Annotated in this window: 21 protein-coding genes; 7 read left to right on the plus strand and 14 right to left on the minus strand. The window is 60.4% G+C overall.

Features of this window, described 5'->3' with window-relative positions; all coding sequences use genetic code 11:
- Positions 1-96: 96 nt before the first annotated feature.
- The 3 genes from AC3ITY_RS21580 to AC3ITY_RS21590 form a co-directional block, all read right to left on the minus strand.
- Positions 97-1,110, minus strand: coding sequence for an ABC transporter substrate-binding protein (locus tag AC3ITY_RS21580; RefSeq protein ID WP_489304815.1), 1,014 nt, complete (start codon positions 1,108-1,110; stop codon positions 97-99).
- A 118-nt stretch (positions 1,111-1,228) separates the two neighbouring features.
- Positions 1,229-1,432: a hypothetical protein gene (locus AC3ITY_RS21585; protein WP_489304816.1), complete on the minus strand. Its 204-nt coding sequence runs from the start codon at positions 1,430-1,432 to the stop codon at positions 1,229-1,231.
- Complete coding sequence (locus AC3ITY_RS21590) at positions 1,432-1,902, minus strand: hypothetical protein (RefSeq protein ID WP_007986246.1); 471 nt, start codon at positions 1,900-1,902, stop codon at positions 1,432-1,434. Before AC3ITY_RS21590 ends, AC3ITY_RS21585 begins: the two co-directional genes overlap by 1 nt.
- 413 nt (positions 1,903-2,315) lie before the next feature.
- On the opposite strand from AC3ITY_RS21590, the gene AC3ITY_RS21595 reads away from it, so the two are divergent.
- Both AC3ITY_RS21595 and AC3ITY_RS21600 read left to right on the plus strand, forming a co-directional pair.
- Positions 2,316-2,564: a hypothetical protein gene (locus tag AC3ITY_RS21595; protein WP_489304817.1), complete on the plus strand. Its 249-nt coding sequence runs from the start codon at positions 2,316-2,318 to the stop codon at positions 2,562-2,564.
- Between the two features lie 161 nt (positions 2,565-2,725).
- Entirely contained in the window at positions 2,726-2,956 is a 231-nt protein-coding gene (locus tag AC3ITY_RS21600) for a hypothetical protein (RefSeq protein ID WP_489304818.1), read from the plus strand.
- An 87-nt stretch (positions 2,957-3,043) separates the two neighbouring features.
- Here AC3ITY_RS21600 and AC3ITY_RS21605 read toward each other — a convergent pair whose 3' ends face one another.
- The 3 genes from AC3ITY_RS21605 to AC3ITY_RS21615 all read right to left on the minus strand — a co-directional run bounded on the left by AC3ITY_RS21605 (position 3,044) and on the right by AC3ITY_RS21615 (position 5,624).
- Complete coding sequence (locus tag AC3ITY_RS21605; RefSeq protein WP_489304820.1) at positions 3,044-3,247, minus strand: hypothetical protein; 204 nt, start codon at positions 3,245-3,247, stop codon at positions 3,044-3,046.
- A 129-nt stretch (positions 3,248-3,376) separates the two neighbouring features.
- Positions 3,377-4,984: a methyl-accepting chemotaxis protein gene (locus tag AC3ITY_RS21610; RefSeq protein ID WP_489304822.1), complete on the minus strand. Its 1,608-nt coding sequence runs from the start codon at positions 4,982-4,984 to the stop codon at positions 3,377-3,379.
- A gap of 235 nt (positions 4,985-5,219) precedes the next feature.
- Positions 5,220-5,624 (minus strand): TraR/DksA family transcriptional regulator, encoded by a 405-nt coding sequence (locus AC3ITY_RS21615; protein ID WP_007907888.1) that lies wholly within the window; start codon positions 5,622-5,624, stop codon positions 5,220-5,222.
- 370 nt (positions 5,625-5,994) lie between these two features.
- On the opposite strand from AC3ITY_RS21615, the gene AC3ITY_RS21620 reads away from it, so the two are divergent.
- The 3 genes from AC3ITY_RS21620 (at position 5,995) to AC3ITY_RS21630 (ending at position 8,875) form a co-directional block, all read left to right on the plus strand.
- Entirely contained in the window at positions 5,995-6,600 is a 606-nt protein-coding gene (locus AC3ITY_RS21620) for a glutathione S-transferase (RefSeq protein WP_489304824.1), read from the plus strand.
- 210 nt (positions 6,601-6,810) lie between these two features.
- Positions 6,811-7,494, plus strand: a complete 684-nt coding sequence (locus AC3ITY_RS21625) for a response regulator transcription factor (RefSeq protein ID WP_020796732.1) — start codon at positions 6,811-6,813, stop codon at positions 7,492-7,494.
- On the plus strand, positions 7,472-8,875 hold the full coding sequence (locus tag AC3ITY_RS21630) for a sensor histidine kinase (RefSeq protein WP_489304825.1): 1,404 nt from the start codon (positions 7,472-7,474) through the stop codon (positions 8,873-8,875). The genes AC3ITY_RS21625 and AC3ITY_RS21630 overlap by 23 nt, the downstream gene beginning before the upstream one ends.
- Before the next feature lie 130 nt (positions 8,876-9,005).
- Here AC3ITY_RS21630 and AC3ITY_RS21635 read toward each other — a convergent pair whose 3' ends face one another.
- From AC3ITY_RS21635 to AC3ITY_RS21645, 3 genes are read right to left on the minus strand one after another with little or no spacing between them, the layout of a single operon-like run.
- A complete protein-coding gene (locus AC3ITY_RS21635; RefSeq protein WP_489304826.1) occupies positions 9,006-9,416 on the minus strand; it encodes an SRPBCC family protein in 411 nt (136 codons plus the stop codon).
- 26 nt (positions 9,417-9,442) lie between these two features.
- On the minus strand, positions 9,443-10,240 hold the full coding sequence (locus AC3ITY_RS21640; protein ID WP_489304827.1) for an SDR family NAD(P)-dependent oxidoreductase: 798 nt from the start codon (positions 10,238-10,240) through the stop codon (positions 9,443-9,445).
- A 2-nt stretch (positions 10,241-10,242) separates the two neighbouring features.
- A complete protein-coding gene (locus AC3ITY_RS21645) occupies positions 10,243-11,259 on the minus strand; it encodes an aldo/keto reductase (RefSeq protein ID WP_489304828.1) in 1,017 nt (338 codons plus the stop codon).
- A 130-nt stretch (positions 11,260-11,389) separates the two neighbouring features.
- Between AC3ITY_RS21645 and AC3ITY_RS21650 the strand changes: the two genes are divergently transcribed.
- On the plus strand, positions 11,390-12,289 hold the full coding sequence (locus AC3ITY_RS21650; protein ID WP_489304829.1) for a LysR substrate-binding domain-containing protein: 900 nt from the start codon (positions 11,390-11,392) through the stop codon (positions 12,287-12,289).
- Positions 12,290-12,551: 262 nt separating this feature from the next.
- Here AC3ITY_RS21650 and AC3ITY_RS21655 read toward each other — a convergent pair whose 3' ends face one another.
- From AC3ITY_RS21655 to AC3ITY_RS21665, 3 genes are all read right to left on the minus strand, one after another.
- Complete coding sequence (locus tag AC3ITY_RS21655; RefSeq protein WP_223460745.1) at positions 12,552-13,580, minus strand: IS110 family RNA-guided transposase; 1,029 nt, start codon at positions 13,578-13,580, stop codon at positions 12,552-12,554.
- A gap of 265 nt (positions 13,581-13,845) precedes the next feature.
- Positions 13,846-14,442: a DinB family protein gene (locus tag AC3ITY_RS21660; RefSeq protein ID WP_477777997.1), complete on the minus strand. Its 597-nt coding sequence runs from the start codon at positions 14,440-14,442 to the stop codon at positions 13,846-13,848.
- 72 nt (positions 14,443-14,514) lie between these two features.
- The gene (locus AC3ITY_RS21665; RefSeq protein ID WP_489304830.1) at positions 14,515-15,624 is read right to left on the minus strand and encodes an NAD(P)/FAD-dependent oxidoreductase; all 1,110 of its coding nucleotides are present in this window, start codon (positions 15,622-15,624) and stop codon (positions 14,515-14,517) included.
- 118 nt (positions 15,625-15,742) lie between these two features.
- On the opposite strand from AC3ITY_RS21665, the gene AC3ITY_RS21670 reads away from it, so the two are divergent.
- Complete coding sequence (locus AC3ITY_RS21670; protein ID WP_489304832.1) at positions 15,743-16,063, plus strand: DUF2388 domain-containing protein; 321 nt, start codon at positions 15,743-15,745, stop codon at positions 16,061-16,063.
- Positions 16,064-16,116: 53 nt separating this feature from the next.
- On the opposite strand, the gene AC3ITY_RS21675 is transcribed toward AC3ITY_RS21670, so the two are convergent.
- Together AC3ITY_RS21675 and AC3ITY_RS21680 are read right to left on the minus strand one after the other, a co-directional pair.
- The gene (locus AC3ITY_RS21675; RefSeq protein ID WP_489304833.1) at positions 16,117-17,049 is read right to left on the minus strand and encodes a pyridoxal-phosphate dependent enzyme; all 933 of its coding nucleotides are present in this window, start codon (positions 17,047-17,049) and stop codon (positions 16,117-16,119) included.
- Between the two features lie 103 nt (positions 17,050-17,152).
- Complete coding sequence (locus AC3ITY_RS21680; RefSeq protein ID WP_489304835.1) at positions 17,153-17,944, minus strand: SDR family NAD(P)-dependent oxidoreductase; 792 nt, start codon at positions 17,942-17,944, stop codon at positions 17,153-17,155.
- Between the last annotated feature and the right edge of the window lie 79 nt (positions 17,945-18,023).

Genomic DNA, 18,023 nt, shown 5'->3' on the forward strand with positions numbered 1-18,023 from the left:
AGAGATCCTTGAAAGGGATATGAACAGAACAGGCTAGTCGGCTTTTCCTGAAGTGCGCGGCCGAGTGCAAGACCAATTGCTCATACCGGCGCAAGCTCACATTCCGGCGGAGACTTTATCCGCCACGTCCTTGGGCAGCCAGGCTCGCCAGACGTCCGGATGAGCCTTCATGAACGCCTGCGCAGCCTGGCGCGGCGGCGTATGTTTCTCGCTCATCTCGGCCAGCGCCTTGTTCAGCGGATCGATCGGAAACTCGACCTTGGCAAAGAACTCGGCAATCTGCGGATATTGCTTCTGGAAGGGGGTGGACACACCGATCGACAGTTTGGAGGCCAGGGAACGGGTCGGCTGTGGATTGGGGTTGTCGGCGTTGGTCAAGGTCTTCCAGGCTTCGGCGTCGAACGGTGGTTCTTCGAGTTGAATCAGCTTGAAGCGGCCGAGCAACGGCGTGGGTGACCAGTAGTAAAACAGCACGGGCTTGCCACGATGAATTGACGAACTGATCTCTGCATCCAGTGCCGCGCCCGAACCGCTGCGGAAGTTCACGTAGCTGTCGTCCAGCCCATACGCCTTGAGCTTCTGCTTGTTGACCACTTCCGAGGTCCAACCGATAGGGCTATTGAGGAAACGTCCCTTGGTCGGGGCTTCCGGGTCCTTGAACACGTCTTTGTAACGCGGCAGGTCGCTGACGCTGCGCAGGTCCGGCGCCAGCGCCTTGATGCCCTTGGCCGGGTCGCCCTTGATCACATATTCCGGTACCCACCAGCCTTCGGTAGCACCCTTGACCGTGTCGCCAAGGCTGACGACCTTGCCTTCGGCTTCCGCCTTGACCCACACCGGGCTGCGACCGGCCCACTCTTCGCCAATGACCTGGATGTCATTGTTGGCCAGCGCGGTTTCCAGGGTGATGGTGGTGCCCGGCAAGGTGTCGGTCGGCAGCCCGTAGCCCTTCTCGACAATGATGCGCAGGACATCGGTGATCAGGCTGCCGCTTTCCCAGTTCAGGTCGGCGAAGTGGATCGGTGTCTGGGCGGCAAACACCTGGGCGGGCGTCGCCAGCAAAGCGAAGGTGGCCAGGACAGCAGCCAGCAACCGTCGAAATCCGTTCATGCTTTTGCACCTCGTGCTGTTCACAGCAATAGCAGGATGGCCTGGCAGTAGACCGCGAAGCCTCTGAATACTCAGTCCACTGACTGTAGTAGAGGTTCGTGCTTTCGAGGTGCGTGGGTCAGTTTTCCAAGGTTTCCTGCAAACGCATCAGCTCTCGCCTGACCATGCTGGCGTATTCTGCCGGTTGCAGCCGGTAAAGCTGTGACGCCACCCAATTCAGCCAGGCTCCTTGCAGAATGGTCTTCTGCCCGAACAGCCGCCGCGCTTCGTCTTGAGCGCTGGCCAGGTTCTGTTCGTGGAAATCGGCGCGGGTCAGGGTCATCACTCGCTGGCCTTGAAGGTCACCAACTCGCCCTTGCGCCACTTGGCCGCCTTGGCGGTCACGGCTTTGAGGGTCTTGGTCAGGCCTTCCTGCAACTGTTGATGGGCGGCGAACACCATCACCACGCTGTGACCTTCCTTGAACACGATCCCCTGACCGTCGGCCGTGGTCACGAAGGCGTAATCGCCAATGCCGTAAACCGTCAGCTTGATGTCGCGGAACTTGATGTCCAGCTTGCCGCCTTCGCGACTGGGCAGCACGGACGCGCTGAAATGATCGCCGACCTTGAGTTTGAGTCCGGGTTTGTCGTCCACCACCAGGGCTGATTCGGTGTCGATTTCGGCAATGTAAATGCCTTCAGCGTTCTGTTCAGTGATGTAAACGAAACGTGACTGAAACTGCTTGACCAGCTTTGCGCGCAAATCACCCAGCACGAACAAAGCATGCATATCGAGATTACTTACTGCCAAGGAAACATCCCCACATCTGAAAAATGGTGCCGTGCGCGAAAAATAAACGCACAGCCAAAAAAGCGGCAATGCCGAAGGTGTCGCCAAAGAACCCGGATTGAAGTCCTGAATGAGCAGTGCACTCATTCATCACGAAGCTTGAGAAGACTACTGGAACGTCACTCGCGTCGTCCTGACTGGCGTTCGTCACAGGCTGAAGGAAAACGCCCTTCCTGCTGCCAGAAAATTATGGACTATCAACTTCGGGGAAAAATCTCATCAAGAAAAAATCTTTTCCTACATATCGTCCGCAAAAAATTGCTTTAGATAAACATCGATCACCCGCCAGTGAGGGTGATTCTAGAGCAGCGATGCTCTTGGAGACTAGCCAAAACGACGTACATACGTCGATAAAACCATGAAAAGGACTTCATATGTGCACGCTGACTCACTTTGCTTATCCCTTGGTGCCTGACTCGGAAACAGCGCCAACCTCGCATCCGATACGGTTCCGCCACCACGAACCGCCTCACGATGTCCCGGCCCGCCCGCGATTTCAGGTGGTGATGGCGGGCATTGCCTTCTTTCATATCAAGGATATTTCGACAGGCTGCGTAAGAGGTTTCCGAGCCGATCATAACGAAGCCTGTGCCCTCGCCCGGTTTCTGGAATCACATTGTTGACATGCCCGCCGCACTCATCGCCATCGACGTTTCGTCTGCCTGCCGACTTATCTGAGCCGTCGACGGGCAACTACTGCCATACTGCCCGCCATATAAAACGGATCCGCAGAAAATCGGGTTGCGTTGACAACAACAATGTATTTCCAGGGGAAGTCGGCAACGTGACGGAATTTGATATTGGCGAGTTTTTTATCCGGGGTGAAGCCAGAGAAGTCGAGGGTGAATTCCAGGCCGTGATTGTCATGCGGGCCAAACCACCGCTGAAGACCGTGACGTATCACCAGGTCGAAAAGGATCGCTGGTTCAAAACCCCGGATGTCGCCGCCATTGCGGCCCAGGAATCGGCCCAGGAACTGAAGGCCGCGGTCGATGCGGGTGCATTGAAAGCCTGATTGTCGGATTGGCGGTGAGCGAAGAAGCTGACTGGGCGCGGGTGGTCGACGACCTGACCTGCGCATGCACCAGACGCATTGACCACCTCAATGCAGGCTGTCAGGACTTTCGGCGCTCAATTGCGCCAGCCAGGCGGCCTTGCACTCTTGCGCTTCGTCGCGACTGGAGAACGCCGTGCCCCGGCGCTCGCCATTGAGCAACACCACCCAGCAGACCTTGTGCCCCATGGATCGCAAATTGGCCGGTACACCGCTGCCGATCATGACCGCGACATCAACTTTGCCTTGCATGCTGACCCCTCGAAATTAATTAGCAACCTAATTAATAGGTATGTTAATCAGATTTCCGACGAGGAAACAGCAAATCCCTGCACAGGTTCATTGCAGGATTCGTAACAATCGTCCGGCAGCCCGGGGTTTCTAGCGTGGCTTTTCCGGCTTGTAGCCCAGGCGCAAACCGCCCCAATGCCGGCCCTTGAGCATGATCGGCACCGAGAGATCGTGCATCAACTCGCCGGTGTCGCGCGTATAGGTTTGCAGCAGCACGGCCTTCTGATGGCTGCCACAACGGATCCCGGTGCGGTCAGCGAACTTGCGTTTGGTCCGGTTCTGCAAGGCATCGATCTGCGCGTCGCCCGTCAGCGGCTGGCTGAACGCCTTGTTATGGGTCGGCACATAACCCTGCTGGGTGCAGGCGATGGCGAACACCAATCCTTCGTGACGAGGTAACAACGGTTCTTGAATGGTTGGCAACACCTGATCGGTGTAGCGGTCGAAACGCGTCTGGTACTTGGCCGGGCTGGTATTGGGGATGACCTGGTAATTGCGGTCGAACAGATCATCGAGACTGATTCGACCGGCGTCGACATCCGCCTCAAAACGCGCTGCAATCTGGCTCGCGGCGTCCCGGGCCAGGTCATAGATCCGCTGGTGATAGTCATCCAGCCCCACCTCGGCAAGACGCTCGCTGATGGTTTCGGCTTGCCCCTCCATTTGCACCGCCGCATGGGCCAGACGCTGAGTCTGCTGGTCGCTGACCGCCAGATCGCTGCGCATCTGTTCGATGGCGTGAAACAGGCTGTCGAGCTGTTCGCGGTTGGTGTCTGCCCCTTGGGCGATTTCTCCGACCTGGGACTCGACACTGGCCGCCAGACGGGCAATGTTTTCCAGGTGCTGTCCCGTGCGCTCTACCTGCTCGACGCCGGAGTCAAGGTCGCCGGACAGTTGGCGGATCTGCTCCACCACCTCCGCCGTGCGTTGCTGGATGTCGGCCACCATTTCGCCCACTTCGCCAGTGGCGGTCGCCGTGCGTGCGGCAAGCCCGCGAACCTCGTCGGCCACCACGGCAAACCCGCGACCGTGCTCCCCCGCCCGCGCCGCTTCTATCGCTGCGTTCAACGCCAGCAGGTTGGTCTGGCTGGCGATGGACTGAATCACCAGGGTCACCCGCTGGATATCATCACTGCGCAGGCTCAAGGCTTCGATCAGTTCACGGCTGTTGCCGGCGCGCTGGCTGAGCTGATGCATGCGCGCAATGGACTCGATCAATTCCGTACGCCCGACCACTCCGCTCTGATGAGCTTCGCTGGCGGCACTGAGCGCCTGGCGACTGAGCGTCGAGGTGGCCTGCTCGGTGGTGATCATGACCTCGGCATTGCTGACGATCTGTGCCGCCGCCTTGAGCTGCGATTGCAGTTTTTCCGCCAATTGCCGAACCGAAAACGCCACACCGGCGGCTGACAGTGCGTTATGGCTGGTGGTGCAGGAAAGATCGCGAGTCAACTCGCCGATGGCATCGGGGTTGGCGGGGCAAGCAGCCTTCGGGGTCGCGCGCGCGCGCAGTCGAAGCAGCCAGATAATCAATACGGCCAGGGGCAGGCCAAGGTAGAGCGATCCGTCGCCCAGCGTCATGCCACTTAACAACAGCATCAGGGCGATGCTTTGCAGCGTTGGCGTCAGCCAGCGGTTGTTCGGCAACAGCACGGGTGCGGGCACTGCCGCAACCAGAGACCCGTCTCTCGTCATCATCGTCACCCCGGAAAGCTTCTAATTGTTGTCTTCGCATTAAACGCCACTATAAAGCCATTATCCATGAGCCTTTAGTCGCGAACGTTGCAGCAGATCAATAGAAGAACCGGGAAATCGAAGACGGCAGAAAACAAAGATCGCAGCCTGCGGCAGCGCCCTACTTCAATTGCGTAGGAACTGCCGCAGGCTGCGATCTTTTCAAGGCAGCCCGGATCAAAGGGGCTGCCCCGCGGAATCAGGCCTGACGCTGGTGCTTGTCGATTTGCTCGTGACGTTCCTGAGCTTCGATGCAGTACTTGGTGGTCGGGCTGATCAGCAGGCGCTTGAGGCCAATCGCCTCGCCGCTGTCGTCGCACCAGCCGAAGCTGTCTTCCTTGATGCGCTCAAGGGCTTGTTCCAACTGAGGCAGCATGCGCTGGTCGCGATCGATCGCGTTCACCAGCCAGGTGCGTTCTTCTTCGACCGAAGCCGCGTCTGCCGGATCAGCCGGGGTATCCAGGCTTTCGATGGCAATGCGGTTCTGTTCGATGCGCTCATGGGTTTCGACTTTCATGTTCTGCAACAGCTCGGAGAAAAAAGCATGTTGCTCGGCATTCATGTAGTCATCCGCCGGCATGGCCAGCAACTTGTCCTTTGTCATTGATATCTCTATAAAAAAACGTGCATTAAGGCGAATAAGGGAGCGTTCCGGCAGACCTGGGCAGGCCATCGGAAAGGCGCCGTTTGTTCCAAGCGCCACCCGGCACTCAATTTACGAGGGGCGGCAGTCTACGGCCGACTTGAGGCCTCAGCAACCGAAAAGACAGCGAATTTGTCCGACAAAGCCCTGAAAATGCTCTATGGCAGGCTTTGAGGCGGTAATCGGAGTGCGTTTATAGCAAGAAATTCAATCGAGCGGCTGTATATAGAAGACAAACGGCTTGCACCGGGCATTATTCACGGTCATTTGCAGGGTTGCGAACCTCAGCTAAGGTTGTCCCTCCCGAAATGGCCATATAAAGGAAAGGACCATGAAGCTGATCGGTATGCTGGATTCGCCCTATGTAAGGCGCGCCGCCATTTCTGCCAAATGCCTGGGAATCGCCCTGGAACATCAATCGGTCTCGGTGTTCCGCCACTTCGAACAATTCCAGCAGATCAACCCGGTGGTCAAGGCGCCCACCCTGGTGCTGGATGACGGTGAGGTGTTGATGGACTCGACACTGATCATCGATTACCTGGAAACCCTGGCCGACACCACTCTGCTGCCCGTCGAGCCGAGTCAGCGCCTGCGCGCGTTGCGCCTGATTGGCCTGGCGCTGGCCGCCAGCGAAAAGTCCGTGCAGCTTTACTACGAGCGCAATCTGCGGCCCGAGGAGATTCAATTCGAACCCTGGGTGCAGCGGGTGGAAGGACAGCTGAAGGCAGCCTATTCGGCACTGGAGCGGGAGCTGGAAAAGCAGCCGCTGAAGACTGACGGTTCGCTTGAGCAGGACGGCATTACCCTGGCGGTGGCCTGGAGCTTCACCAACCTGGTGGTGCCGGATCAGGTGAGTGCGGCGCAGTTTCCGCGGATAGCTGCGTTCACGGCGTATGCCGAAGGGCTTGAGGTGTTTGTCAGTACGCCGATTGACTGACAGATTCACTTTGCCTGTTCTGCCGTCATCGGCGGAACGCCGCCTGGAGCAGGCTCGCTCCCACAGGGGATTGCGGTGAACGGGTATGTTCAGCGGGATCTGCGCATTGACCGAAGCGCGGAATTTCCATGAACTTTTATTTAAAAAGCCTGCGATCATTTCTTGGCAAAATGCCGCACAACGTTGTGAACATTTAATCAGGCCAGCCCTATGACCCGCATCTTGACCATCGAAGACGACGCCGTGACCGCCCGGGAAATTGTCGCCGAACTGAGTAGCCACGGCCTCGACGTCGACTGGGTCGACAATGGCCGCGAAGGGCTGGAGCGTGCGGTCAGCGGCAACTATGACCTGATCACCCTCGACCGCATGCTGCCCGAGCTCGATGGCCTGGCGATCGTCACCACCCTGCGGACCATGGGCGTGGCCACGCCGATCCTGATGATCAGCGCCCTGTCCGACGTCGATGAGCGCGTGCGCGGCTTGCGCGCTGGCGGCGACGACTACCTGACCAAACCCTTCGCCACCGATGAAATGGCCGCCCGGGTCGAAGTCCTGCTGCGCCGGCAGAACACCGTGACCGCCCAGGCCACAACGCTGCGGGTGGCGGATCTGGAGCTGAACCTGATCAGCCACGAAGCCAGCCGCGACGGTCAACTGCTGACGCTGTTGCCCACCGAATACAAACTGCTGGAGTTCCTGATGCGCAATACCGGGCAAATCCTCTCGCGGATGATGATTTTCGAAGAAGTCTGGGGTTACCACTTCGACCCCGGCACCAACCTGATCGACGTACACATCGGCCGTCTGCGCAAGAAGATCGACCCGCCTGGCAATGTCCCACTGATTCGGACCGTGCGAGGCTCGGGTTATGTCATTGCCGAACCCGTCTAAAGGCTGGCGCTCTTCCAGCAGTCGTCTGCTGGCGCTCTACAGTTCGCTGTTCGTGATCTGGAGCGGGATTCTCATGGGGGTCATGTACTACGAGGTTTCCGCTTACCTGGACAACCTGGCCAAGCATTCGCTGATGCAACGCCAGCACCTGTTTTCGCGCTTCTCGGGCGAGCAACTGGTGGACGCCCTCGCCGTCAGCATGACCTTCGACATCCGCGGCATCGACGCCTACGGCCTGTTCGATGCCCAACACCGTTACCTCAGTGGCGCCCTGCGCTACATTCCGGACGGCTTGCCGCTCGATGGCAAGATCCACATGCTGCGCGATTGCGATGCCTCCGACGACAGCGACGACCAGACGCTGCCCGCCGACAGTTGCGACGCCGTGGCGACCCGCACCCTCGACGGCCGCTGGCTGGTGCTGGTGCGCGACAACGGTTCGCTGTTCGCCGTGACCCGGATCATCCTTCACGCCTTGTTCTGGGGTGTGACCCTGACCATCGTGCCCGGTATCGTCGGCTGGTCATTGCTGCGCCGCCGGCCGTTGCGGCGCATTCGCGGGATTCAGGCCAGTGCCGAAGCCATCGTCGCTGGCGACTTGAGCCGGCGCTTGCCACTGTCCAATCGGCGTGACGAACTGGACATGCTCGCCGCCATCGTCAACGCCATGCTCGAACGCATCGAGCGCCTGATGAACGAGGTCAAGGGCGTGTGCGATAACATCGCCCATGACCTGCGCACGCCCCTGACCCGTCTGCGCGCGCAGCTTTACCGCATGCAGCAGCAAGCCGGCGAAGGCTCGCCGCAGGCCATGCAACTGGACTTGGTGCTGGCCGAGGCCGATACGCTGATGGCGCGCTTCCGTGGATTGCTGCGAATTTCCGAACTGGAAGACCGCCAGCGCCGCTCCGGTTTCGTGCAAGTGGACCCGGTGGCGTTGCTGCAAGAGCTGCATGAGTTCTACCTGCCCCTGGCGGAGGACGACGGCCTGGTGTTCCAGCTGCACCTGCCCGCGTCATTGCCACCCCTCCATGGCGACCGCGCACTGCTGTTCGAAGCGGTGGCGAACCTGCTCAGCAACTCGATCAAATTCACCCCGCCCGGTGGCGCGGTGGTCTTGCGCGGGGTCAATGCTGGCGGGCACACGCAGATCGAAGTGCTCGACTCCGGCCCGGGCATTCCCGAAACGGAACGTGAAGCGGTGTTCCAGCGTTTCTATCGCGCCGAGGCGGGCAATCATAAAAGCGGCTTCGGGCTGGGGCTGTCCATCGTCGCGGCGATTGTCAGCCTGCACGGGTTTACCCTGGAAGTGGGCAGCAGCGAACTGGGTGGCGCGCGGCTGGTGCTGGACTGCCAGGAGAGTTTGATTCCGCAGACCTGATACCCACGACCCTGTAGGAGCGAGCTTGCTCGCGATGGACGCAAGGTCGACGCGCTCATTCAGACAGTAAGCGTTTTCGTTGACGTCCATCGCGAGCAAGCTCGCTCCTACAAGGGATTGGTGGTGTTTATCAAGCCGGGTAATTGGCCCGCAGCGCTTCAAGCCCGCCCTGATAGATGCCGGTAAACAACGCCTCCACTTCCTCGTTGCTCACACCCACCGGTTCGAACCTCCCGGACCAGGTCACCCGCGCGCCCTCGCCTTGCGCTTGAACCTTGATCGTCGCCAGATAATCAGTCGCCGGAAACGGTGCCTGCAAAATCGAGTAGCTGTAGGTTTGGCTCGCGTTGTCGAAGGCTTGCAGGCGTTCGATCACCACTGCGCCGTCCGCCGTTTGCAGGCTGCGCACGCGCCCGCCTTCGCTGAGCTCGCTCTTGGGAATGAACGGCAGCCAGTCCGGCAGCGAATTGAAACCGCCAATCAATTGCCAGACCTGAGCGGCCGAAGCCGGGATGTCGATGAAGGCTGATGCAGTTGCCATGAAATACTCTCTCCAATCAATAAGGTTCAGATGGCCAGGCTGTCGACGACACCGCCGTCGACCCGCAAGGCAGCGCCGGTAGTGGCCGAGGATAACGGCGAAGCGATGTAGGCCACCAGATTGGCGACTTCCTCGACGTCCGCCACGCGCTGGATGATCGACGTCGGCCGGGCCTTGCGCACGAACGCATCGGCTTCGTCCCGGGCGCTGCGCCCGGATTCGGCCGTGGCGTCCTTGAGCATGTCTTCCAGGCCATCGGTAAAGGTCGGGCCGGGCAGGATCGCATTGACCGTCACGCCGGTGCCGGCCAGGCGTTTGGCCAGGCCATGGGACACGGCCAGGTTGGCGCTTTTGGTCACGCCATAGTTGATCATGTCCGCCGGTGTCGCCACGCCGGATTCCGAAGACAGGAAGATCACCCGCCCCCATCCCTGCTTGACCATCTCCGGCGTGTAGTGCCGAGACAGGCGCACGCCGGAAATCACGTTGACCTCGTAGAAGCGTGTCCACTCACTGTCCGGTGCGTCGAAGAAATCCACTGTATTGAAGATCCCGAGGTTGTTCACCAGGATGTCCGCCCGAGGTTCGGCGGCGAACAATATTTCGGCACCTTCGGCTGTGCCGAGGTCAGCGGTCACCCCACGCAATTGCGCAGCAGGAACACGCTGGCGAATCCTCGCCATTGCCTGCTCGACCTTGGCCGTGTCGCGGCCGATCACCACCACCGTGGCGCCCGCCTCGGCCAGTGCCTTGCTGATGCCCAGACCAATGCCGGCGGTGCTGCCGCTGACGATTGCAAGTTTTCCGCTCAAATCGATTCTCATGCTCAAGCTCCAATGAGGGGCAAGGGTGCGCGCTCGGAAACCAGCTTCGCCTCACGCATCGCCTGCCAGAATGCAGCGGGAATCACCGCCGACAACGCGGCCACATCTTCGGCAATCCGCTGCGGGCGGCTGGAACCGGGAATCACCGCGGCCACTGCCGGGTTAGCCAATGAGAATTGCAATGCAGCGGCTTTGACGTCGACACCGTGGGCCGTCGCAATGCGTTTGATCTGCTCGACCTTGTTGATGATCGCCGGGCTGGCCTTCTGGTATTCGAAGTGCGCACCACCGGCGAGGATGCCCGAGCTGTACGGGCCACCGACCACGATTTCGACGTTCTGCGCCAGGGCAGCATCCATCAGACGCTGCAAGGCACGATCATGGTCGAGAAGAGTGTAGCGGCCGGCCAACAGAAAACCGTCCGGTTGCGCTTCGCTCAGATCAAGGGTCAGCTCGCAGGGCTCAACCTTGTTCACACCCAGGCCCCAGCCCTTGATCACGCCCTCTTCGCGCAAACGCGTCAGCACTTTGAAGGCACCGGTACGGGCCTGGTTGAAGTACTCCAGCCATTGGTCGCCGTAGAAATCCTGGGCGATATCGTGCACCCAGACGATGTCCAGGCGATCGGTTTGCAGGCGCTTGAGGCTGTCTTCAATCGAACGCATCGTTGCATCGGCGCTGTAGTCGTTGACGATCCTGTTCGGCCGGCCGTGCTCGAACACTCCGCTCTTCTCGCCCAAGTCACGGGCGGCGGCGTCTTCGACTTCATCGAGGATCACCCGGCCGACCTTGCTGCTGAGCACAAAGTCGTCACGGTTGTAGCGCGACAGTGCGCCGCCAAGGCGAATCTCCGACAGACCCGAACCGTAGAACGGCGCGGTATCGAAGTAGCGCACGCCGGCATCCCAGGCGGCATGGACAGTCGCTTGCGCTTCCTCTTCCGGGATGGCGCGGAACATGTTGCCCAACGGCGCGGTGCCGAAACCCAGCGCGCCGGGCAGTTTGTCTTTCAAGCTCATGATTGATCCTCTTGAGTGTCAGTGGCCATCTCTTGTTGAGTAGTGCAGTGACCGTTGAGCAGATCCTAGATTGCGATGATCGGACCGTCCAAGACATAATGCGCAGCACTTGAGTCCCTAAGGGTCTGACATGATCGACATCCGCCAATTGCGCTACTTCGTCGCCGTCGCCGAGGAAGAACACGTCGGACGCGCCGCCGAGCGCCTGCACATTTCCCAGTCACCCCTGAGTCGGCAGATCGCCCAGCTCGAAGAACGCCTGGGCCTGACTCTGTTCGAGCGCAGCCAGCAACGTATCCGCCTGACCCGCGACGGCCAGACCTTCCTCACCGAAACCCGCGCCCTGTTGACCCACGCCAATCGACTGGAATCCCTCGGCAAACGTCTGGGGCGCGGCGAAGAAGGCGGCCTGTGCATTGGCTACATCGAAAATGCCATGCACGCCGGCGTGCTGCCCAATGCCTTGCGCGTGCTGCGGGTCGACCGGCCGAAGGTACACGTGGCGCTGTACAACCTCAGCTCGGCCGAACAACTCGAAGGCTTGCGCCAGCGAAGCCTGGATATTGCCCTGGTGAGCGAACCACCGACCGATGACGACCCGGATCTGCTGGGTTTCCAGGTGCTGGACGATCCGATGCTGCTGGCCCTGCCTGAGCACCATCCGCTGGCGCAGCAGACTGTGCTGACGCTGGCGGACCTCGCCGACCAGGAATGGATCGGCGTGCAGCACCGACAGAACGCCAGCTGCCACGACGACTTCGTCAGCGCCTGCATCCGGGCCGGCTTCACGCCGGACATCCGCATGCAAGCCACCGAGCCTTTCACCGCGCTTGGGTTGGTGGCGTCGGGACTAGGCATCGCGATGATCCAGAAAGGTCTGAGCCGCAATGCCCCGCCGGGTGTAGTGCTGCGGGAAGTGCCGTGGATTTCCTTCACCACGCCGCTGTGGGCAGCATGGCACCGGATCAATTTGCGACCTTTGGTGGAGACATTCCGGAAGGTGCTGACAGAGCCTGAATCCGCCACCTGAAACGGCTCCCACATCTATGGTTACCCCCTTTTCTGCAATACTGTTGTTGATGTCGTGTTTGGCTTGCTTTCATCTATCCGGCGTCTGAGTTGGGGTTGTCGCCCCGCGCCTCGATGAGAATCGATGCCCAACGACCCTAATTAGTGGAACGGCCTTTCAGCCGTGTGAGAGCCCAGGGTTGTCGTCAGGCCGGTTGGCCGTTCACGTCATCAGTTATCCAGCATCGCAAAACCAGGTGGGTGGTGCTTGGGTGACAGCGGGGTCAGGCGTTCATCGCGGCTGGCCCCGCATCGAATTCAGTGTGGTGTGCCGCTATCGCCCAGGCGATTCTTGCCAGTTTGTTGGCCAGCGCACAAACCACTAGATTGGAGTGATGTCCCGACGCCAATAACCGGCGGACCCAGTCCGCCAAAGCGCCTTTCTGTCGCTCCAGTTGTATCAAGTAAACACGAGCGCACTGGACGAGCAGGCGTCGCTGGTTGCGATCACCGCGCTTACTGATGCCCAGCAGGACAGACCTCCCGCCCGTGGAATGCTGCTTGGGGACCAGTCCGATGGAAGCTGCATAGCCTCGGCCGCATTTGAACTGCTTGCCATCGCCCAGCTCGGCAGCCAGGACGGTGGAGGTGATCGGGCCGACACACGGCAGAGTCATCAAACGAGTCGCCAGATCATCTTCAGCGGCCTGGCATTCCACGTCCTTATCCAGCGACTTGATCTCCTCCTCCACATGCTTGAGATGTCGATACAGTCTCATCAGATTTTTTTTGTAGGGCTCAGAAATTGAACTCGCCTCAAGCAGCTCCGGTAGAGCGTTGATCGACTTGAAGCCCGGGGCCAGGCTCACGCCAACCTCCAGAAGCGCGGCGTGAATCCGATTGACGGTTGCGGTGCGATCCTTGATGAACGAGTCTCGGGTGGAGTTCAGCATGGCTAGCACTTGCTGGGCCTGAGTTTTTACCGGCACAAAACGCATCGTCGGACGAGTCGCTGCTTCGCAGATCGCCTCGGCATCAGCGAAGTCATTTTTGTTGCTTTTCACGTAAGGGCGTACGAGATGAGGTGCGATGAGCCTGGGCGCATGTCCCAGCCTGATGGCCTCCTGTGCCATGAAGTGGGCGCCGCCACAGGCTTCCATCACGATGGTGCAGGGCTCGAGATTTGCCAGGTGCTGCATGAGCGTTACCCGATTGAATTTTTTTCGGTACAGCTCGTGACCACGATCATCCTGTGCATGTAGATGAAAGGTGTGTTTTCCCAAGTCGATGGCGGCAATAGCTACTTTGTTCATGGCAACGATCTCCGATGAGCCCCCTGCGAAAGCTTAGTGGGCGATCACAGGGGGCAGCGGGGGTAGCCATTTCATTAGTTGATGGGTGTCGTACACAGCATTTGTGCCCGCGGAAGATCCAGTGTGGGAGCGAGCCTGCTCGCGATGGCGGCGTGTCAGGCAACGTTGATGTCGACTGACGCCAGAATCCACCGGCTTGCGTGCCTTGTGGCCGGGTTCTATCGTTTGCCTGTCGCTTGTCTGGTGTCGATGGTCTGGAACGGGGTCAACGATAACGATCCGGCAGAACGCTGGTTGCGCTCGAAAATTGCACAGCACATGGCGGCGCCACTATCGGGGCATTGATCGACTGCAGGACCACCGGCTCGGACTCGCGCAAATACACTGGCATGTCGGTCACCGGTGGCATGGCCGGAATCTCGAAGTACATCTGCACCACCCAGCCACGGTGATAGCTGGCGTGGTTGACCACGTGCATCAGCATCGCGCCGGCGCTCATGGTGCCGCTTTCGCCTGAGACAAAAGTGAACTCCAGGGGCTTGTCCAGGGAGGCATCGGTTTGCCGGGCGCTCCAGTCGCAGTACCAGCGATCGATGTCTTTTTGCGCCAGGCGCAGTTCGGACAGATCGGCATGCAGCAGGTCGTGTGAAGTCTTGAAGCCATGCCCCCGGCCTTCGAGGTGCGCCTGCCAGATGCAATCCACCACGTACACGTGATTGAGGGTGCCAATCATGTTTTTGAACACCGACACCCGTTCTTTTTTGACTTCGCCCGGAGGGAGCGCCGCGAGGCTGTCAAAGAGGCGCTGATTGGCCCAGCGTTTGTAATCGGCCAGCAGGCAGGCAGTGCGTACGGTGATCATCAGAGTTCTCCGATGGCAGTAAGCGCACCCCCTAGCATAGACCCGATGGCCGCAAAGCAGCGCCAGCACTGATCATCGGTCGTTCAGGCGTTTCACCACGCGCTCGGCGAGCGCCAGGCAACTGGTCAGCCCCGGTGATTCAATGCCGAACAGATTCACCAGCCCAGGCACGCCATGTTCGGCGCATCCGCTGATGAGAAAATCGGCGGCCGGCTCGGTCGGCCCGCTGATTTTCGGGCGAATGCCGCTGTAGGCCGGGTGCAGGCTGTTGTCCGGCAACCCCGGCCAATAACGGCGGATCGCCTGATAGAACCCCTCGGCCCGGCGGGGCTCGACGCGGTAATCAATGTGCTCGACCCATTCGACATCCGGCCCGAAGCGCACCTGCCCGCCCAGGTCCAGCGTCATGTGCACACCCAGTCCCGCGCTCTCCGGGGCCGGATACACCAGATGCCGAAACGGTCCCCGGCCGCTGAAACTGAAATAACTGCCCTTGCACAAATGCGCCTGGGGAATGAATGGCCCCGGCAGACCGACGATGCTGCTCGCCACCTCGGGAGCGGACAGCCCCGCGCAGTTGATCAATTCGCGGCAGCACAGGGTCATGGGTTGGCTGCCGCCCATGTGCAGCTCGAAGCCCTGCTCGATGCAACGGGCCGACAGCAACGGCGTGCGCAAGGCCAGCGTCGCTGCGAACCGCTCGGCATCGCCCTGTAGCGCCAGCATCAGGGCGTGAGAATCGACGATGCCAGTAGACGGCGACCACAGCGCCGCGACGCAGGACAACGCCGGTTCAAGCGCCCGGGCCTGGGCGCCTTCCAGCCATTGCAGGTCATCGACACCATTGACACGCCCCTGCTGCAACAGACGCTGCAAAGCCAAGCGCTGTTGCTCATCGGTGGCCACGATCAGCTTGCCCACGCGCCGGTAATCAACACCATGCTCATCGCAAAAAGCGTAGAGACGCTGCTTGCCCTCCACGCACAACTGCGCCTTGAGGCTGCCGCCCGGGTAATAGATACCGGCGTGAATCACTTGCGAGTTACGTGAGCTGATGCCCGTGCCGATGCCCTCACCCGCCTCGACCACCAGCACGTCGCGCCCGCTCATTGCCAAGGCCCGGGCCACTGCCAATCCGACGACACCGGCCCCGATCACCACACTTTGAACATCGACGTTCAACGACCCAGCCTCCCACTCACCCCACTCCTCGTTAATGCCACGGAACTCTCGGCAACCACCGCGCATCCTAAACTATGTGGTACTTCCCTTATGCTTCATGCTGTCGGAGGACACCGTCATGCGCCGTCTGTTTATCATTTCTTCTCTGGTACTTTGTTTGCCCGCAGGTTCCGCTATGGCCAAAGTGGATGCCGAAGATGTCGCCACCTCGGCCGGGGTTTCCGCCTCGCTGTACTCAACGTTCAAAGACGACAAACTCATGATTCCCGCCCGGGATGACGCATCCAGCTTCGTCGCCAGTGGCGGTGCGATTCGTGGTGCGTATCTGGAGTCGGTGTTGAAAAAGATCCGTCAGGACAATCCCGCCCTCAACAACGCAAGCGACGAAGACCTGGCCCGCGCCATTCTCGTCCAGGAAGGCGTTGCCACCGATCACTGAAGATCGTCATTGCCAGCGGTGGGGCTTGTGACACCGGGATAGCGTTTCCAGCCCTACCTGGCGTGCGTGCCAGTGGACAAGCGTGCCCACCCGGCCACGAGTTGCGCGTTGATACTCACCCCGCCGCATACCACGATCACCACGTCCCGGGCGTCGGCAATCGCCGGGTGATCGAGGTAGGCAATCGCCAATGAAACACCGCACGCCGGTTCGACCAGCTGACGCAAATCATTGGCGTAACGCACCACGCCCATGATCGCGTCATCATCACTGAGCACCACGCACTCATGGGAAAAATCGCCGATGTGCCTGACCGGCCAGGCGGCCACTTGCGCGGCGCCCAGGGAAGTGGCGACGGTGTCGATTTTCGCCAGTTTGACCGGGTACCCGGCCGCCACCGCCGCGGCGAACGACGCCGCGCCTTCGGTTTCGCAGGCTACGATACGGCAATCGGTGTGCCGATGACGAATCAGTCCGGTGAGCAGCCCTGCCAGCAAGCCACCGCCGCCCACCGATGTCACCAGCACATCCACTGGCGGGCAGTCTTCAAGGATTTCATCGACCATGGTGCTGTGCCCTTCCCACAACAGCGGGTGGTCGAAGGCCGGCACAAATTCACTGCGTGGGTCCTGGGCGAGTTCCTTTGCCCGTTGATTGGCTTCGTCCCAGACCTTGCCGTGCACGATCACTTCGGCGCCGGTCTTGCTGATCCGCGCCCGAGTGCTTTGCGGGGTGGTGTGCGGTACCACGATGCATGCCTTGAGCCCCAGGCGGGCAGCGGCCATGGCCGTGGCCAGCCCCGCGTTCCCGGCAGAGGGACAGACCACCTTGCGCTTGCCCTGCTGCTGAGCCTGGCTGCACAGCAAACCCATGCCGCGTAATTTGAACGAGCCGCTGGGTTGCAGGTTTTCCAGTTTCAGCCAGATACGGCGGGTCGGGGTCGACAGGCCTGGGTGCAGGATCAAAGGTGTTCGGATGTGAAGCATGTCGGTTCCTGTTACACGCCACCGGCTCGCCGAACGGGTCAACGAGCCAGCGGTGAACGGTCCTCTCATGCAAGTCTAGTTCACCCGGTCCGGGGTGACCGTCTCAGCGATAACGCGGCGCCGCCACGCTATTGCCAAACAACCCGGACAGCGTCCGGCGCTGGGCTTCGAAACGGTCCCACTGGCTGCCATCGTGCAGCCCGGGAATGGTCACCACTTCGCCAGCCGCCAAGCCAGCGAGTGCGGCATCGACCATGTCTTCGGCGGACATCACGATTTCCTTCGGCAGGTTTTCCACCGGGTTGCCGGCCTCGCTCCAGAAGTCGGTGGCGGTCGCCCCCGGCAACACCGCCTGGATGCGTATGCCTTTGTCCGCCAGTTCATGCTGCATCGACTGGCTCAGGCTCAAGACGAACGCCTTGGTCCCGCCGTACACGCCGTTGAGGATCTCCGGAGCGATGGCGACGATGGAGGCGATATTGATCACGGTGCCGGTGCCCCGGGAGACGAAACCCGGTACGGCGGCATAGGCCAGGCGCATCAATGCCGTCACGTTGAGGTTGATCATCGCTTCCATGTCGTCCACGGGACTGGCGAGCAGCGGCATGACGCCACCGACCCCGGCGTTGTTGACCAACAAGGTGATGCTGGCATCGTTATGCAGGATCTGTTCGACCCGCAGCGAATCCGCCTTGTTCGTCAGGTCGGCAGCCACCACCTCCACGGTGCGCCCGGTTTCGTCGCTCAAATGGTTGGCCAGGGCATTAAGCTTGCCCTGGCTGCGGGCCACCAGGATCAGGTCGTAACCCTGCCGGGCCAGGCGGTCGGCATACACCGCGCCAATGCCCGAAGAAGCGCCGGTGATCAGTGCAGTGCCTTTGGATGAAAGCGCCATGGTGCAATTCCTCTACGGTGAGGCGAGAGATTCGCCGCGTGCTGACCGTTATAAAGGGACTTACGATTGTCTCAAATGA

It is taken from the genome of Pseudomonas sp. GL_091, assembly GCF_057837725.1.

What these genes read in the sequence shown, in the direction of transcription:
- AC3ITY_RS21650 (WP_489304829.1), top strand. Translation starts at nt 11,390, where the DNA reads ATGATCGACATCCGCCAATTGCGCTACTTCGTCGCCGTCGCCGAGGAA.
- AC3ITY_RS21585 (WP_489304816.1), bottom strand. Translation starts at nt 1,432, where the DNA reads ATGACCCTGACCCGCGCCGATTTCCACGAACAGAACCTGGCCAGCGCT.
- AC3ITY_RS21635 (WP_489304826.1), bottom strand. Translation starts at nt 9,416, where the DNA reads ATGGCAACTGCATCAGCCTTCATCGACATCCCGGCTTCGGCCGCTCAG.
- AC3ITY_RS21610 (WP_489304822.1), bottom strand. Translation starts at nt 4,984, where the DNA reads ATGATGACGAGAGACGGGTCTCTGGTTGCGGCAGTGCCCGCACCCGTG.
- AC3ITY_RS21605 (WP_489304820.1), bottom strand. Translation starts at nt 3,247, where the DNA reads ATGCAAGGCAAAGTTGATGTCGCGGTCATGATCGGCAGCGGTGTACCG.
- AC3ITY_RS21620 (WP_489304824.1), top strand. Translation starts at nt 5,995, where the DNA reads ATGAAGCTGATCGGTATGCTGGATTCGCCCTATGTAAGGCGCGCCGCC.
- AC3ITY_RS21655 (WP_223460745.1), bottom strand. Translation starts at nt 13,580, where the DNA reads ATGAACAAAGTAGCTATTGCCGCCATCGACTTGGGAAAACACACCTTT.
- AC3ITY_RS21670 (WP_489304832.1), top strand. Translation starts at nt 15,743, where the DNA reads ATGCGCCGTCTGTTTATCATTTCTTCTCTGGTACTTTGTTTGCCCGCA.
- AC3ITY_RS21660 (WP_477777997.1), bottom strand. Translation starts at nt 14,442, where the DNA reads ATGATCACCGTACGCACTGCCTGCCTGCTGGCCGATTACAAACGCTGG.
- AC3ITY_RS21675 (WP_489304833.1), bottom strand. Translation starts at nt 17,049, where the DNA reads ATGCTTCACATCCGAACACCTTTGATCCTGCACCCAGGCCTGTCGACC.
- AC3ITY_RS21595 (WP_489304817.1), top strand. Translation starts at nt 2,316, where the DNA reads ATGTGCACGCTGACTCACTTTGCTTATCCCTTGGTGCCTGACTCGGAA.
- AC3ITY_RS21640 (WP_489304827.1), bottom strand. Translation starts at nt 10,240, where the DNA reads ATGAGAATCGATTTGAGCGGAAAACTTGCAATCGTCAGCGGCAGCACC.
- AC3ITY_RS21680 (WP_489304835.1), bottom strand. Translation starts at nt 17,944, where the DNA reads ATGGCGCTTTCATCCAAAGGCACTGCACTGATCACCGGCGCTTCTTCG.
- AC3ITY_RS21625 (WP_020796732.1), top strand. Translation starts at nt 6,811, where the DNA reads ATGACCCGCATCTTGACCATCGAAGACGACGCCGTGACCGCCCGGGAA.
- AC3ITY_RS21615 (WP_007907888.1), bottom strand. Translation starts at nt 5,624, where the DNA reads ATGACAAAGGACAAGTTGCTGGCCATGCCGGCGGATGACTACATGAAT.
- AC3ITY_RS21580 (WP_489304815.1), bottom strand. Translation starts at nt 1,110, where the DNA reads ATGAACGGATTTCGACGGTTGCTGGCTGCTGTCCTGGCCACCTTCGCT.
- AC3ITY_RS21630 (WP_489304825.1), top strand. Translation starts at nt 7,472, where the DNA reads ATGTCATTGCCGAACCCGTCTAAAGGCTGGCGCTCTTCCAGCAGTCGT.
- AC3ITY_RS21645 (WP_489304828.1), bottom strand. Translation starts at nt 11,259, where the DNA reads ATGAGCTTGAAAGACAAACTGCCCGGCGCGCTGGGTTTCGGCACCGCG.